Annotated in this window: 16 protein-coding genes and 1 pseudogene; 14 read left to right on the top strand and 3 right to left on the bottom strand. The window is 56.8% G+C overall.

The genetic code is table 11. The annotated features are described in order from the left end of the window. Nucleotides 1-25 precede the first annotated feature (25 nt). Nucleotides 26-886, bottom strand: a complete 861-nt coding sequence (locus tag ACZ1HM_RS09300) for a LysR family transcriptional regulator (RefSeq protein WP_472742534.1) — start codon at nt 884-886, stop codon at nt 26-28. A gap of 107 nt (nt 887-993) precedes the next feature. Between ACZ1HM_RS09300 and ACZ1HM_RS09295 the strand changes: the two genes are divergently transcribed. From ACZ1HM_RS09295 to ACZ1HM_RS09260, 8 genes are all read left to right on the top strand, one after another. Next, nucleotides 994-2,148: an ABC transporter ATP-binding protein gene (locus ACZ1HM_RS09295; protein ID WP_472742533.1), complete on the top strand. Its 1,155-nt coding sequence runs from the start codon at nt 994-996 to the stop codon at nt 2,146-2,148. A gap of 1 nt (nt 2,149) precedes the next feature. Next, entirely contained in the window at nt 2,150-3,115 is a 966-nt protein-coding gene (locus tag ACZ1HM_RS09290) for a carbohydrate ABC transporter permease (protein WP_472742532.1), read from the top strand. Beyond that, on the top strand, nt 3,115-4,077 hold the full coding sequence (locus tag ACZ1HM_RS09285) for a carbohydrate ABC transporter permease (RefSeq protein WP_472742531.1): 963 nt from the start codon (nt 3,115-3,117) through the stop codon (nt 4,075-4,077). The genes ACZ1HM_RS09290 and ACZ1HM_RS09285 overlap by 1 nt, the downstream gene beginning before the upstream one ends. A 97-nt stretch (nt 4,078-4,174) precedes the next feature. Next, on the top strand, nt 4,175-5,422 hold the full coding sequence (locus ACZ1HM_RS09280) for an ABC transporter substrate-binding protein (protein WP_472742530.1): 1,248 nt from the start codon (nt 4,175-4,177) through the stop codon (nt 5,420-5,422). A gap of 61 nt (nt 5,423-5,483) precedes the next feature. Next, nucleotides 5,484-6,311 (top strand): phosphodiesterase, encoded by an 828-nt coding sequence (locus ACZ1HM_RS09275; RefSeq protein WP_472742529.1) that lies wholly within the window; start codon nt 5,484-5,486, stop codon nt 6,309-6,311. Further along, the gene (locus ACZ1HM_RS09270; protein ID WP_472742528.1) at nt 6,308-6,541 is read left to right on the top strand and encodes a metallophosphoesterase; all 234 of its coding nucleotides are present in this window, start codon (nt 6,308-6,310) and stop codon (nt 6,539-6,541) included. The genes ACZ1HM_RS09275 and ACZ1HM_RS09270 overlap by 4 nt, the downstream gene beginning before the upstream one ends. Before the next feature lie 40 nt (nt 6,542-6,581). Then, nucleotides 6,582-7,088 carry a metallophosphoesterase family protein gene (locus ACZ1HM_RS09265; protein WP_472742527.1) on the top strand — a complete coding sequence of 169 codons (507 nt, stop codon included), beginning with the start codon at nt 6,582-6,584 and terminating at the stop codon, nt 7,086-7,088. A 103-nt stretch (nt 7,089-7,191) separates the two neighbouring features. Next, nucleotides 7,192-8,130 (top strand): aldo/keto reductase, encoded by a 939-nt coding sequence (locus ACZ1HM_RS09260; protein WP_472742526.1) that lies wholly within the window; start codon nt 7,192-7,194, stop codon nt 8,128-8,130. Here ACZ1HM_RS09260 and ACZ1HM_RS09255 read toward each other — a convergent pair. Then, nucleotides 8,127-8,420, bottom strand: coding sequence for a hypothetical protein (locus ACZ1HM_RS09255; protein ID WP_472742525.1), 294 nt, complete (start codon nt 8,418-8,420; stop codon nt 8,127-8,129). The genes ACZ1HM_RS09260 and ACZ1HM_RS09255 overlap by 4 nt on opposite strands. Before the next feature lie 216 nt (nt 8,421-8,636). Here ACZ1HM_RS09255 and phnC point away from each other — a divergent pair, with 216 nt between their 5' ends. The 6 genes and pseudogenes from phnC (at nt 8,637) to ACZ1HM_RS09225 (ending at nt 14,614) form a co-directional block, all read left to right on the top strand. After that, nucleotides 8,637-9,446 (top strand): phosphonate ABC transporter ATP-binding protein, encoded by an 810-nt coding sequence (gene phnC / locus ACZ1HM_RS09250; protein ID WP_472742524.1) that lies wholly within the window; start codon nt 8,637-8,639, stop codon nt 9,444-9,446. Nucleotides 9,447-9,505: 59 nt separating this feature from the next. Further along, nucleotides 9,506-10,417, top strand: a complete 912-nt coding sequence (gene phnD, locus ACZ1HM_RS09245) for a phosphonate ABC transporter substrate-binding protein (RefSeq protein ID WP_472742523.1) — start codon at nt 9,506-9,508, stop codon at nt 10,415-10,417. Nucleotides 10,418-10,481: 64 nt separating this feature from the next. Further along, on the top strand, nt 10,482-11,357 hold the full coding sequence (gene phnE, locus ACZ1HM_RS09240; RefSeq protein WP_472742522.1) for a phosphonate ABC transporter, permease protein PhnE: 876 nt from the start codon (nt 10,482-10,484) through the stop codon (nt 11,355-11,357). Then, a pseudogene (gene phnE / locus ACZ1HM_RS09235) lies at nt 11,354-12,668 on the top strand (phosphonate ABC transporter, permease protein PhnE). Before phnE (ACZ1HM_RS09240) ends, phnE (ACZ1HM_RS09235) begins: the two are co-directional and overlap by 4 nt. After that, on the top strand, nt 12,668-13,297 hold the full coding sequence (locus ACZ1HM_RS09230; protein WP_472742521.1) for an LbetaH domain-containing protein: 630 nt from the start codon (nt 12,668-12,670) through the stop codon (nt 13,295-13,297). Before phnE (ACZ1HM_RS09235) ends, ACZ1HM_RS09230 begins: the two are co-directional and overlap by 1 nt. Before the next feature lie 102 nt (nt 13,298-13,399). Then, a complete protein-coding gene (locus tag ACZ1HM_RS09225; protein WP_472742520.1) occupies nt 13,400-14,614 on the top strand; it encodes a glycerophosphodiester phosphodiesterase family protein in 1,215 nt (404 codons plus the stop codon). 98 nt (nt 14,615-14,712) lie between these two features. Here the strand turns inward: ACZ1HM_RS09225 and phnF are convergent, their stop codons facing one another. Continuing rightward, nucleotides 14,713-15,432 carry a phosphonate metabolism transcriptional regulator PhnF gene (gene phnF, locus ACZ1HM_RS09220; RefSeq protein ID WP_472742519.1) on the bottom strand — a complete coding sequence of 240 codons (720 nt, stop codon included), beginning with the start codon at nt 15,430-15,432 and terminating at the stop codon, nt 14,713-14,715. Nucleotides 15,433-15,464 lie beyond the last annotated feature (32 nt).

The raw sequence follows: 15,464 nt of genomic DNA, 5'->3' as shown, positions 1-15,464 counted from the left end.
AGACGCTTGCGCAACCAGATTCACGTCACGCAATGGAATTGATGAATTCGGCAACCAACTTTAACCTAACCCTGTCTTTGGTGGCGATCAGGTGGGTCTTGTGGCGTTGGGCCATTTCACGGATCGGGACTTCGGCAACAGAATTGTTGATCAAGCTGCTGTTGCGCAGAAAAATAGCAACGCCGATGCCTTGAAGTACAGCCTCGTACATCAACGGGAAGGTTGTCATCGTGACTATTCGTTTCAGCTCAATTTCATTTTTGCGACAGGATTCTTCCAAGAGCCTACGCGTCAACGCGCCGTGTTCAGGAACGATCAGCGTTTCGGATTGCATGTCTCTTAGAGATACAATGTCATTCCCAGCGAATGGATGACCCATAGGGCAATACAGAACATACTGCGTTTCTTCTATAAAAATGCTCTCCCACATATCTGAGACAGGGGCGTCCGTGATTAAGCCAACGTCAGCGAGCCGATTGCGCAGCATGCCTGTAGCGGTCGTCCAGTCATACAGACCAAAGTTAACTTGTATGTCCGGAAAGCGCTGCCGGAAATTGGAAATAATTTTTAGAGCAGGTTGAGGGGCGTTTGCGATTACGTTCAAGCGCCCGTTTTTCATAGCGTTGAACCCTTCTACGCGTTCGGACACTTCGGCTTCCAAAGATACCATCCGGTCCGCCAGATCATATAACTCCCGCCCCGCTGGCGTAAGCTCGACCCCATCGCGCCCGCGGCGCAAGAGCAATGTGCCCACCGCCTTTTCAAGATTTCCAACATGTTGTGTGATTGTGGATTGCGTCACGCCCATTCGGGCCGCCGCAGCGGAAAAGCTACCCTCGCGGACAACATAGGCGAAGGCGATGAACTGATGGTGGTTGGGGCGCATAGAGCCTCCTTTCGCGCAACCCATAGACCCCATCGGTTTCACTAATATGACGTCACAAAATTGTGGCTCAGCACCAGTAGCCCTGTGTCAACGAATGGGGGAATTGCATGGCTAGCCTGTCGATCTCATCGGTGACCAAACGCTTTGGGGACACCGAGGTGCTGAAAGGTGTGACACTGGACGTCGCAGATGCGGAGTTCGTGTCGCTTGTTGGGCCGTCAGGGTGCGGGAAGTCGACATTGCTGCGCATCATCGCAGGTCTTGAGGATCCGACCAGTGGCGAGATCGCGATTGATGGCAAGGCCGTCACCGGGACGCGCGCGGCAGATCGAAACCTGTCGATGGTGTTCCAATCCTACGCGCTCTATCCGCATCTGACCGTGGCCGAAAACATCGCTGTGCCTTTGCGGATGCGGGCTTTGACGGCCACGCAACGGCTCCCTTTGATCGGCCCTTTTCTTCCGGGTGCCAAAGAGCAGCGGTCTGAAATCACCAATGCGGTTCAAAACGCGGCCGAAATGCTTGAGATCGGCCCACTTTTGGACCGCAAGCCCGGTCAACTTTCGGGTGGGCAGCGTCAGCGTGTCGCCCTGGGCCGTGCTTTGGTGCGGGAGCCTGCTGCGTTTCTGCTAGATGAACCGTTGTCAAATCTGGATGCCAAGCTGCGGGTCCAAACGCGTGCCGAGATCGCGCAGCTGCACCGTCGCCTCAACGCGACATTCATCTACGTGACTCACGATCAGGTCGAAGCGATGACGATGTCAGACCGGATAGCGGTCATGATGGGCGGAGAGATCCTTCAATGCGACGCGCCCAGTGTCATCTATGAAGATCCAAATGACATCCGCGTGGCCGAGTTCATTGGTTCGCCAAAGATCAATATCCTGCCGATTGAACTTGCCAATGGCGAATTGACCCTGTTTGGCCACGTATTGGGCCATGCCAACGAGGCGGCTCAGTCTGGCATCTATCAATTGGGCCTGCGCCCCGAAGCGCTGAAACTCACGCAGTCAGAGCCGGTGATGACCGGAACGGTCGCGCATATGGAGAACCTCGGGTCCGAGGTTTATGCGCAAGTCGCGTTGGCCGATCAAACCTCGCGCGTGACCCTACGTGCGGCTCCTGCGGAGCGTCACAATTTGCGACAGGGTGCCGAGGTGGGCCTTGGCTTTGATCTGCAGGACGGTTTGATTTTCGACTCGGTTGGTAAGCGTCAGCGGCGCGTCGAAGTCGCTGTAGCGCATCAGCGAGAGGTAGCCTGACATGGCTGCGATTGACGCGCCAGCCGCTGGGCGCGCGCCGCGCGAAGTGAACCGGCAGGCCCGGACGGCCTGGGGTTTGGCCACGCCGGCGCTGGCATTGATGTTCTTGATCCTTTTGGTGCCGGTTGTCGTTGCGGGCGTCTTGTCGTTTACGAACTACTCGCTTGGAAACTCCGGCTTTGACTGGGTGGGGTTCAAGAATTACGACCGCCTGTTTTCCCGCTCGACTTATGAGAAGATGTTCATCGCGACCTTTACCTATGTGGCGGTGGTCGTGCCGGTCTCTGTTGCCCTGGGGCTGGGCGCAGCGCTGCTCGTGAATTCGCTGGGGCGGATCGGGGATATCTACAAGACGATCTATTTCCTGCCGGTTATGGCGACATTGCTCGCGATGGCGATTGTTTGGGAATTCATGCTGCATCCGACGATCGGCGTAATCAATCAAATGCTTGAGCTGTCCTGCGGGACCTTTCTTGAGGTGATCCCTTTCCTAGCCAATGGCTGCGCCGACGGTTTCCCGCTGTGGCTCGGGGATCGGGACTACGCCATCTGGGTGCTCTGTTTCATCGGCATCTGGCAAGGGTTTGGCTTCAACATGGTGCTCTACCTCGCGGGGCTAACGGCGGTACATCGCGAGCTTTACCATGCCGCAGAAATGGATGGGGCCAAAAGCGCATGGGAACGGTTCCGGCTCGTTACATGGCCCGCGCTTGGGCCGACAACTGTGTTTGTGGCGACAATCTCTTGCATCCGCGCCTTTCAGGTTTTTGACACGGTCGAGGCGTTCTGGCCCCAAGGCGGCGGGCCGAACAAATCCACCTATGTGATGATGTTCGCGATCTTTGAGAAAGGCGTGCAGCAGAACCTGATCGGCATCGGCTCGGCCATCACCATGCTGTTTCTGGTCTTCGTGATGTTTCTCACCCTGATCCAGCGCTGGCTGGTCGAGCGGAAGGTGCATTACTGATGACCCGCGATATCTGGAAACACATGATCCTGATCCTCGGCGCGATCATCGTACTGGCGCCGTTCTACATGATGCTCAGCTATTCCTTCAAAAGCCCCGGCGAGATTGATCGGGGTGTGGGCGGCTTCTTTGGTTCGCAGGAGATGATGGTCGACCCGCGCTGCGTCAAACTGCGCGACCCAAACCGCGATGAAGTAGCAGCCGCCGCTCCGCAATATCCCGGCAAATCTGACAGCGAGATCCGCGCGGCCATCATGGCGCAGGCCGAAATCGACTGTTCCATGCGCCCTGTTGTATTCAACTATTCCAAAGCCTTCATCGAGGCGCCACTGCTGCGCTATTTGCTGAACGGGGTGATCGTCACCGCGTCGATCTTCGTTATTCAGGTGCTGGTCGCCCTGCCCGCATCTTATGCGTTGGCCAAGCTAAAATTCTGGGGCCGGGAGGCAGTGTTCGGGCTGGTTCTGTTCTGCCTGCTGATCCCGGTACACGCGATTGCCCTCCCGCTTTACATCATGCTGGCCAAGGTTGGGCTGACCAATACCTATGCCGCGTTGGTGGTGCCCTGGACGATCTCGGTCTTTGGGATTTTCCTGATGCGGCAGTTCTTCATGACCGTGCCGGATGATCTGATCGATGCCGCGCGCATGGACGGGATGACCGAGTTCGCCATCGTCTGGCGCGTGATGCTGCCCACTGCCATCCCTGCCCTGCTCGCCTTTGCCATCTTCAGCATCGTCGCCCATTGGAACGACTATTTCTGGCCGCGCATCGTGGTCACCGGCAGCCGGGACCTGTTCACCCCGCCTCTTGGCCTGCGAGAGTTCAAAGGGGACGCGGATGGATCCTTTTTTGGGCCGATGATGGCCACCGCCACCATTATCGTCACACCGCTTATCGTCGCATTTCTGGTCGCACAACGCCGCTTTATCGAGGGGATCACGCTGTCTGGAATGAAATAGGGTGGGATTGCTCCCACCCTACTTGTCGCCCTTTCGGGCTCATCACCGGGGTCTGCCAATCGCCAAACCGTCAGCCCCAACAACTGGAGTACATGTAATGAAATACACGCTGACCGCAATGGCTGTGGCCCTTTCTGCCACCGCCGCTTTTGCTGAAGACAAGGTGACAATCGAGTTCGCCTATCCTTATAGCCACCTGTTTGACGTCACCTATGAGGCGATGATGCCTGCCTTCAAAGAAGCGCATCCTAACATCGAGGTGAAGTTCCGCGCGACATACGAGTCCTATGAGGACGCCACTAACACCGTTCTGCGTGAAGCTGTCTCCGGCAATCTGCCAGACGTGACTATGCAGGGTCTGAACCGTCAGGCACCGCTCGTGGACAAGGGCATCGCCCAGTCGCTTGAGCCGTTCATCGCCGCCGAAGCCGATTTCGAGAAAGACGGCTACCACGAAGCGATGCTGGCGCTGTCGACATTCAATGACGAAGTGCACGGGCTTCCATTCTCGATCTCTCTGCCTGTTGGTTACTACAACATGGACATCCTCAATGAAAGCGGCATCACTGAGCTGCCAACAACATGGGATGAAGTGATCGCGGCCTGCAAAACCATGAAGGCCAACGGGATCGACAACCCGATCTTCTGGGGTTGGAACATCACGGGCAACTGGTTCATGCAAGCGCTGTTGTGGTCGCAGAATAGCGCGATTGTCGACAATGGCAAAGTCACAATGGACAGCCCCGAAGCGCTTGTCGCACTGGAGCAGATGCAAGAGATCTTTACCGAATGCGAGATGAAGAACCTCGAATGGAAAGCGGCCCTCGCGTCCTTTTCTGCTGGTGAAATCGGCATGATGTTCTGGTCTACGTCGGCTCTGGGCGCAGTTGAGCGCAGCCAGGGCGATTTTGAATTGGTTACCGGCCCTTTCCCGGGGTTGGAAGGCGCGCCGAAAGGCCTGCCCGCAGGCGGCAATGCAGCGATGCTGACATCTACCTCCGACGATCCGAAAGTGCGCGAAGCCGCCTGGACCTGGCTGAAGTACATCACCTCGGGTGACGGTGCGGCCGAAGTGGCCAAGACCACGGGTTACATGCCGCCGAACAAAGCTGCGAACGAAATCATCCTCGCGGATTTCTACGAGCAGAACCCGAATAAACAGACCGCCGTGGACCAACTCCCGCTGCTGCGCGACTGGCTGGCCTATCCGGGCGACAACGGCTTGGCGATCACGCAGGTGATCTATGACGGGCTCGAGCGGATCGTCACAGGCGATGCGACCGACATGAAAGAGCTGCAAGAAGAGCTGGTCGAGGAAATCGCTGACCTGCTGCCGAACGGTTAACCCCTTTTGTTGGCCGCCCGGCACCTCTGGGCGGCCAATGAGCTCTTTGAAAGGCGCTGGAATGAAACTCGTCCATATCTCAGACATCCACCTTACCTGCCCCGGCGAACGAATGGGTGGGCTCGACCCCCATCGCCGTTTTGCGCAGGCCTTGGACGAAGTCCGCGCAAAGCACGCCGACTCCGACCGCATCATCATCACTGGCGATCTCACCCATTGGGGCGAACCGGACGCCTATGCAGCGCTCAAAGACGCACTTGTCGATTTGCCTTGTCCAGTGCGTTTGCTGGTTGGCAACCATGATGACCGAGGAAACTTTCTGTCAGCTTTTCCGGATCATCCGCGCGATGAAAACGGCTATATAAACTACGCTGAAGAACTGTATGGCACCCGTCTGATCTATCTCGATACCACTGCGCCGCGCACCCATGCGGGCCATTTTGGGGCGGACCGGCTTGCTTGGCTCGACGCGCAGTTGCAAGATTGCACCCGCGCGCGACTGTTCATGCATCACAACGTCATGACACTCGGCCAGCCCGCCGAGGATAAGATTGCACTGGATCAAACTGACCGTCCGCGTTTCGCGGCGTTGCTCCGGCGTCATGGGGCCAAAATCGACTATCTGCATTTCGGCCATATCCACGCGATCTGCACTGGCACCTTTTTCGGCATTCCGTTTGCTTCCGTCCGTTCAACCGGCAATCAGTCCCTGCCCGACTTCACTGAGACCGAACTCCTACATGGTGGGCCCATGGCGCCGTCTTTTGCGATCATATCAGCGGCTGACGACATGACTGTCATTCACGACATTCCCTTCACCTACGACGGGCCGGTCTTTTCCTCCGGTACGGGCTGGGATGACTGGGCCAAGCCTGTCGCAGCGGAATGAAATTTATTCATCTGACGGATACGCATGTTGTCGGCTCCGGTCTGCTCTACGGTCGAGACCCGGCAGAGCGACTGACCGAGGCAGTTGCATCGATCAACGCCGAACATGGCGATGCGGAGTTTGTGATTGTCACGGGTGATATGACCCATTGGGGCGATGCTGCGGCGTACGCGCGATTTGCAGCCGAGATCGTAAAGTTGACCATGCCTTTTTCATCTTTTGGTTGGTAATCACGACGACACGCCGTCGCATATGCAGGCTTTTCCAGATTTGCCGCGCGACGAAAACAAATTTGAGCAACGGGCCATTGTGACACCGCATGGGCGATTTCTGCTCCTTGACACAACGGCACCTCAAGGCCATGCCGGAGCTTTTTGCGACAAGCGCTGTGACTGGCTGTCCCGCCAGCTGGAGGCGCCCGGCCCCGTCTATCTGTTCATGCATCACCCCCCGTTCGAAGTCGAGATCAAAGCGATGGACACGATCATGATGCATGATTTCGAAGCGTTCCATGATGTGATCGTTCCGCAAAAGGCCCGCATTCGCCACCTGTTCTTTGGCCATGTGCATCGGGCGATCTGGGGCACTTGGCGCGGCATTAGCTATTCGTGCATGCGGGGACTGAACCATCAGGTGGCCTTGGATCTCGACGCGCAAGCAGAAAGGATCAGGGGCAATTTTGAACCGCCCGCCTACGGGGTTATTCTACTTTCCGACGACCAGGTTACAATCCACCTCAACGACTTCACCAGCTCGCCAGAAAACTTCAACCTTTGAAGAATGGAGGCAAAACAGAAGTCAGGTGCTGCGCAAACTGTCATAAATCGGTCATGAGAAAGACTTAACGGAGCATTCCGGAACAATTGAAAAGGGTGAGCTCATGTTCAGTTTGAAAGCACAAGACGGCTCTGATGCCGCTCCTATGTGTTTTGGCTGTATGCAGTTCGGGGGTACCGCTAACGACTCTGCAAGCCGCGCCATGTTCGATGTATGCCGCGAAGCGGGTATCACCTTTTTCGATACGGCGCATACTTACACCGGCGGTGCATCGGAAGACATCTTGGGCAGCCTGATCAAACAGGACCGGGACACTCTGATCATTGCAACCAAAGCCGGCTACACCGGGGGAAGTGGTCGCGAGAATATCCTTACGCAGTTTGAGGAAAGCCGGTCCAGGCTGAACCTCGACATGGTCGACATTCTTTACTTGCACCGTTGGGATCCCAACACCCCCCTGCTGGAGACATTTGAGACGCTGTGTGAGCTGCAATCCCAAGGCAAGATCCGACACATCGGCGTATCCAATTTTGCCGCGTGGCAAGTGATGAAGGCGCAGGCCGTTGCCGAAGGGCTTGGTACGCGCATAGATGTCATCCAGCCTATGTACTCGCTAATCAAACGGCAGGCAGAGTTGGAACTTTTTCCAATGGCGCTATCCGAAGGCATTGCTGTGGTGCCCTATTCGCCGCTTGGCAGTGGCCTTCTGACAGGAAAATACCTTGCAGGCGGCAGCGGGCGCCTTTCCACAGATACCAGGTACGCCGCACGCTATAGACAAACATGGATGGTTGAGACGGCAAAGGCTTTGTCGAACTGTGCCGATGAGATGAGAGTTGATCCGGCCACTTTGGCTGTCGCATGGGCCGGGCACCACGCTGCTATCGCAGCGCCAATCATTAGCGCCCGGAATGCAGAACAGTTGGTACCATCGCTCAAAGCAATGACTGTGCTGCTGAATGCTGAACAATATGCTGCTGTTGAGGCGTTGTCACCACGCCCAGCCCCCGCAACCGACCGCTTGGAAGAAGCTGTGGCTTAAGCTGGTCCCGTTCGCGCAGGTTCCCAGTGTTCGCCCATGGCAACGATGCAGGACGTGCCGTTTGCGTAGTTCTGGACGATCATCCAATCTCCGCTCCGGCGGGTGACCCAAACCTCCAGCATGGTTTCCGGATCGCGCAGTCCCATGCCCTGACGTTCCGCGCCCAAAACCTTAGTGAGCATGTTTATCATCCGTGCGCTGTCATCGCAGCTGACATCGGCCATTTTCGCATCGGCAAGTGTTGGCAGGGCGGCAGTAATCGCCAGAATAAGAAAAGAGCGTGTAAGCATGACAACACCATAATCGGATCGAACCCAATTTTGTAACAGAATTATGACGCCCTGTGGATAACTGTCGCTGACCAGGACATATGGGCGTCGGTTGAAATCAAGCCGCGAGAACTATCTGTCACAATTCTTTTGCCATATTGCCAAGAAACTGAATCAAATCCGTCACACAGGTGTAGCGTAACACCCATATTCAGCGCCCTCAAGTACGGGGGCGATATGCTGACAATTGATACACTGACAAAGCGGTTCGGGAACAAGACGGCTGTTGATGCCGCCAATATCTCAGTAGACAAACCAACCATGATCGGGATCATCGGCCGATCCGGGGCCGGCAAATCCACTCTACTCCGGATGGTCAACCGCCTGAGCGACGCCACCAGCGGGACAATCACGTTCGAAGGTGAAGAGATTAGTGCTCTGCGCGGTGCCGCCAAACGGGACTGGCAGTCGCGCTGCGCGATGATCTTTCAGCAGTTCAATCTGGTGCCGCGAATGGATGTGGTGTCGAACGTGCTGCACGGCATTTTGAACAAGCGCTCGACCTTTGCAACGATGTTCAACCTTTATCCGCAATCGGACATTCACAAAGCCATCGAAATTCTCGACCGGCTGGGCATCGCCGAGCAAGCACCTAAACGCGCTGAGGCCCTTTCAGGCGGGCAGCAACAACGCGTCGCCATTGCACGGGCACTGATGCAGGACCCCAAAATCATTTTGGCGGACGAACCCATCGCATCGCTCGATCCAATGAATGCGCAAGTTGTAATGCAGTCTCTTCGCGAAATTCACGAACAAGACGGCCGCATGGTCATTGCCAACCTGCACACGCTGGACACGGCTCGGCGCTATTGCGACCGAGTGATCGGAATGCGCGATGGACGGATCGTTTTTGACGGCACACCTGCGCAACTGACCACGGGTGTCGCGCGCGATATCTACGGCGCAGGTGCGGATTTTTCCGAGGCCGCCACATCCACCGAAATTGAAACACTGGACAGGTCAGCGGCGGAGAAAGCCTACGCCTGAGCCAGCTGCCACCCGCGCCTTCTCGCGGGCCACCTTCATCTCATCTAACGGAGAAAACGATGAAAAAGACCCTCGCATTGGCGCTTGCCGCCACCACTACCCTGAGCGGTGCTGCTTTCGCCGAAGGCATCAAAGAATTCCGCATCGGCATTCTGGGCGGCGAAAACGCTCAAGATCGCATGAACTCATACCAGTGTCTGGCGGACTACACGACCGAAGCACTTGGCGTTGAAACCAAGCTGTTTGCTCCTGCCGATTATAACGGTGTGATCCAGGGCTTGCTGGGCGGCAACATCGACATGGCTTGGCTGGGCGCATCGGCTTATGCCGCGACCTACCTGCAAGACCCCGAAGCGGTTGATCCGGTGCTGATCAAGGTCAACGTAGACGGCTCTGTCGGCTATCATTCCATAGGTTTTGCACGCAAAGACAGCGGCATCGCTTCGCTGGACGACATGGAAGGTAAAGTCTTTGGCTTTGGCGACCCGAATTCCACATCCGGTTACCTTATCCCCTCCATCGAGATCCCGCAGTACAAAGACGGCGTGACCATGGAGAGCGGCGAATACTTTGGCGAGGTCAAGTTCACTGGCGGCCATGAGCAAACCATCGTTGCGGTTAACAACAGCGACATCGACGCCGGTGTGACCTGGGCCGACGGTCAGGGTAACTGGGAAGACGGCTACAACTCCGGCGCGCTGCGCAAGGCGGTTGATGCGGGCCTCGTTGACATGAACGATATGGTCCAGATCTGGAAATCCAAAGTGATCCCGGAAGGACCAATCGTTCTGCGCAAGGCTCTGCCGGCAGACGTGCGCGCCACGATGACAGATCTGGTCGACGGCCTGTATGAAGCGGACCCGGATTGCGCATATGGCGTGGCCTCTGGCGACACACTGGGCTTCCAGCCGGTGACCCACGACACCTACATCTCGATCGTCGAAGCGCGCAAAGCGAAAATCGGCGGCTAAGTCATTTTCATGACGTGCCCGGCAGGCCTTTGGGCCTGTCGGTATTTTTGTATCCGGGGGCAGCATGGCTGACATTTCCGTAGGCGACGCGACGCAAAGCGTGGGCAGCATCCAGTCAAGTTATAGGGCGCAGATTCAAAGGCGCAGGCTTTATGGTGGTCTGACGCTGCTCATCTTTATTGTCCTGATGGTATCCGGGTTCAACATCGCCGACGAACGCAACGCCGGCGGTTTCTGGGAAGGTCTGCACCAGATCGGGGACTATCCTGCCGATGTGCTGTCAGAGGCATGGGAAAAACGTGCCGACCTGCCCGGTTTGATCGCCAAATACTTCCCGGCCCTTATTGAAACGATCAACATTGCCGCTGTCTCGACCTTGATCGGTGTCGCCGGCGGTATCTTTTTGTCTCTGCTGGGCACGCGCGGCTTGGCCAAATGGCCACGTCTCATCCCGCTTTTTCGCCGCATCTCGGACATTATGCGCGCGGTTCCTGAAATCGTAATCGCTCTGGTTCTCATTTTTGTCCTTGGTGGAGGACCAGTACCTGCAATGATCGCTATTGCCATCCATACAGCTGGTGCCTTGGGCAAGATGTTCTCGGAGGTCACAGAAAACGCCGACCTGAAACCGGTGGAGGGCCTCGCCTCGACAGGCGCGACATGGTCGCAGCGTATGCTGCTCGGCGTGCTGCCGCAGGTCGCACCAAACTACATCAGCTATTCCCTACTGCGGTTCGAAATCAACATACGCGCCTCTGCAATCCTTGGTTTTGTGGGCGCAGGCGGCATCGGATACGAGCTGCGCAATGCCATGGCCTGGGGGCCGGGACGGTTTGACGAAGCTGCTGCGATCTTCATTCTCCTGTTCGGAACAATCGTCTTCTTTGATCAAGTGTCCAGCCGCTACCGCAACAAATTCACCGAAGGGCAAGGCCAATGACCGCAACAGACTTGAGCCTGACAAAACACAACGCCGACAAACTGTTTCAGCGTAAGCGTCTGATCAGTTTTGGCATCCCGACCGTCATTTTTGCCTATTTCGTCTACATCTTTTTCGCGTTCGATATCCCCGGTCTCGCAGGGCGTGCCAATCTGGACAACGCGGTCACTCTCGCCTCTGACAGCTGGTCGCATAAGGTGCATGTCACACGCGACAATCGTTCGGGTGAGATCAGCTATGCCGTTGAGGGAGAGCGCAAAGGCCGGTACCCGGAAGGCCAGCGCCCCGATTGGGTCAGTGGCGATGAGGTCGTCACTATCGATTTAGGGGGCGGTCACTTTGTGCGCTACCTGCCTGAAAACCGGACAGAGATTGAGGTTCCCGGTTTCCCCCAGATCGAAGTGCGGGCCGAAGGCCGCAGCCTGACCAGCAATTTGCCGGAAGATTTGCCGGAGTGGATTTCGGCGTCAAACCGGCGCATTGGCATCACAACGTCCGAAGGCCGCATCACGCTGACCGGGGCGCGGACCGAGGTATTCAACTATTTCCCAGTGGTGGGAACTGTTTTGGTTTACACTCGACAGCCCGTATCACGGGCAAGGTCTTGGCACGATCCTGTTCGGCGAACAAATCGATCCGACGCGCTCCAATATCGCAGGTGCCATTTCCGACTGGTGGAACAATGCCATGTGGCGACACAAGGACGTCGCCTGGGCAATTGGCGAGACGATCCTGATGGCCTTCCTTGGCACGATGGGCGCTGCGATCATCGCGCTGCCGCTGGCGTTCATGGCGGCGAAACGCTTTTCACCTGTGATGATGTTGCGTGCTGCAACCCGCCGCGTCTTTGATTTTGTCCGCGGTGTGGATGCGTTGATCTGGACTGTGGTCCTGTCGCGGGCTTTTGGCCCCGGCCCCCTGACCGGGGCGCTGGCCATCCTTATTACCGACACAGGGACATTCGGAAAGATCTTCTCTGAAGCGTTGGAAAACGTGGATCAGAAACAGATCGAAGGCGTGTCCTCGACCGGTGCCAAACCACTGCAACGCTACCGCTTTGGTGTGATCCCGCAGGTGGTGCCGGTGTTGCTGGCGCAGATCCTCTATTTCTTAGAATCCAACACGCGTTCAGCAACCATCATTGGCGCAATCACCGGCGGCGGGATCGGTTTGATGCTGACCCAAGCAATCCAAACCCAGAAAGATTGGGAAGAGGTCGCCTATTACATCGTTCTGATCGTTGTTATGGTGATGTTCATGGACTGGTTCTCGGGCTGGCTGCGGGGCAAGTTGATCGGACGTAAAGACTAATGGCACGTCTGAGCGCGACAGAGCCTTTCATCCATCTGGATTGCGAAATCACCGACAGTACGTTTGGTGCCTTTGTCGAGATCGGCAAAGGCAGCCGGGTGAACAACTCCGCTTTCGGTGATTATTCCTATTGCGACCGCTATGCCGACATCGCCAATGCGCAGATCGGCAAATTTGCGAATATCGCCGCGTTTTCTAGGATCGGCGCAACGGACCATCCGCTGCACACCGCGTCTTTGCATCATTTTATGTATCGCTCTGATGACTATTGGCCCGATGCGGGACGCGACGCGGAATTCTTTGCGCATCGCAAGTCCCGCACGGCGTATATTGGTCACGACACCTGGATCGGGGCTGGTGCAATGATCAAACCCGAGGTCACATTGGGCCACGGGGCGGTGGTTGCCGCGGGCGCGGTCGTCACCAAAGACGTCGATTCCTACACCATCGTCGCAGGCACCCCGGCCAAACCTTTGCGCTTGCGCCAGCCGCGCGAGATTGCAGATCGGTTGATTGCTTTGGCCTGGTGGGATTGGTCTCATGAGGCGGTGAGGGACGCGCTTCCAGATTTTCGGGCGATGCCGGCGGAAGCCTTTCTTGAAAAATACGAGGACCAGGGGCGCGTGTAGCAAAACCGTTGCGCAGCTGTTGTCCATGTTTCATGTGCCCGTCACGCGATCGTCATTTCCCTCAAAGATACGTGGACCGCACGACATCCAAAGGAAAAACCCATGCTTCGTACATTGCTTGCGGCGACAGCTGCACTCACCGTATCGCCCGCACTTGCGCAATCCGTTGACCGCGTGGACTACGGCCCGCGCCCCTTCTATCTGATCGACCGGATGGAAGACGGACCGCTCAAGTCCAAACTTCAATCCTGCGCCGCGCAAGAGGCCAAGCCGTCGCTCTTTTCCATTGGCCATCGTGGTGCGCCGATGAAATTCCCGGAGCATACTGCCGAGTCCAACCTTGCCGCTGCCCGCATGGGGGCAGGTATTTTGGAATGCGACGTCACGTTCACCAAAGACCTTGAACTGGTTTGCCGCCACGCGCAGAACGATTTGCACACAACGACCAACATCCTGACAACTGGCCTTGCAGACACCTGCAAAGTGCCGTTTAGCCCGGCAAATGGTGATACGTCGGCCGCTGCAGAGTGCCGCACATCCGAGATCACGCTGGCTCAGTACCGGACACTGACGCCCAAGATGGACGCAGCGGATAAGACCGCGGCGACGGTCGAAGCCTATCAGGGCGGCACAGCAGACTGGCGCACCGATTTGTACAGCGTCGAAAAAGCGACGATCATGACCCATGCCGAGTCGATCGAGCTGTTCAAATCGCTGGGCGCGAAGTTCACGCCCGAGCTGAAAACGCCATCGGTCGAGATGCCCTTCAACGGGTTTAGCCAAGAAGACTACGCGCAAAAGTTGGTGGACGAATACAAAGCCGCAGGCATCCCAGCCAGCGATGTCTGGCTGCAATCCTTCAATCTTGAAGACGTGCTTTATTGGATCAAAGCCGAGCCCGAATTTGGCGCTCAGTCTGTTTATCTGATGGATGATTACAACATCGAAGGGTACTCCCCGATGGACCCGGCCACATGGCCCAACACCATGGAAGACCTGAAAGCCATGGGCGTGAACTATATCGCGCCGCCCACTTGGATGCTGGTGACATTGGATGGGGAAGAGATTGTGCCCTCTGAACTGGCAATCCAGGCTAAAGCCGCAGGTCTCAAAATCATCACCTGGACGATCGAACGCTCGGGTCCGCTGGTGCGCGGCGGCGGCTGGTATTATCAGTCCATCGCTGATGTGACGGACAGCGATGGCGTTATGTACGAGTTAATCGACGCGCTGGCGATGGATGTCGGGGTCGAAGGGATCTTCTCAGACTGGCCCGCGACAGTGACGTATTACGCGAACTGCATGGGTCTGGAATAGCCGACACTATGGTAGTTTAACGAGTGTGGCCCCTATCATCTCGATGGGGGCCGCTATTTTTCTGCGGCATGGATGGCCTAGAAACGAGGAGCATGATCTTAAGGCTCCAGCGTCAACGTGACCCGATCCCCAGCAAACCATGTTCGCCCATATTCAACTGGTACACTTGTATCGTCTACATTTACACTGGTCGACTTCAGCAGCGGGTCTCCTTCCGCAACTTGCAAGTGCAAGGCTTGCGTCGCGGAGGCACGGACCGCAGTGAGACGGGTTGACGCACGGGTATAGTCCGTGACGCCAACAGTTTCCAAAGCTTCTGTAATACTCGTATGCGAGCTGAGGGCTTTTGCCACGCCGGTAAGACGGACGGCAGGAAACACGCTTTCAACGACGGCTATGGGCTGCCCGTCGGCCAAGGAAAGTCCGTGATACGCGCAAATTGCTTCCGCCGGAGCGATGCGTAAAGCCTGCGCCTCGCCCACCGTCGCAGCGCGGGTTTCAATCTGCAAGACCCGCTTCTCTGGGCGGCGTCCGGCAGCAATTAGGTTTTCGTGGAACCGCACCCGCTTCCCAATCGCGTAGTCCGTCGGGGTTGCGGCAACAAACGCGCCAGATCCTCGTCTCGTTCGGATAAGCCCCTCTTCGACCAAAGCCGAAATGCCATGCCTCACGGTGTGCCGGTTGACGCCGAACCGCTCTGCCAGGGCCGCCTCGGTCGGGAGTTTGTCACCGGGCGCATATCGACCCTCGGCCAAGTCGCTGCGGAGCGCATCAGCGATGGCCGTCCAGATCGGGGTGTTCGCTGAAGTGTCACGCAATTTTCACAAATCTTTTCTGTCATGAGTGGGGG

It is taken from the genome of Sulfitobacter sp. GN1-4 (assembly GCF_055693825.1).
This window is presented reverse-complemented; position numbering and strand designations above follow the sequence as displayed.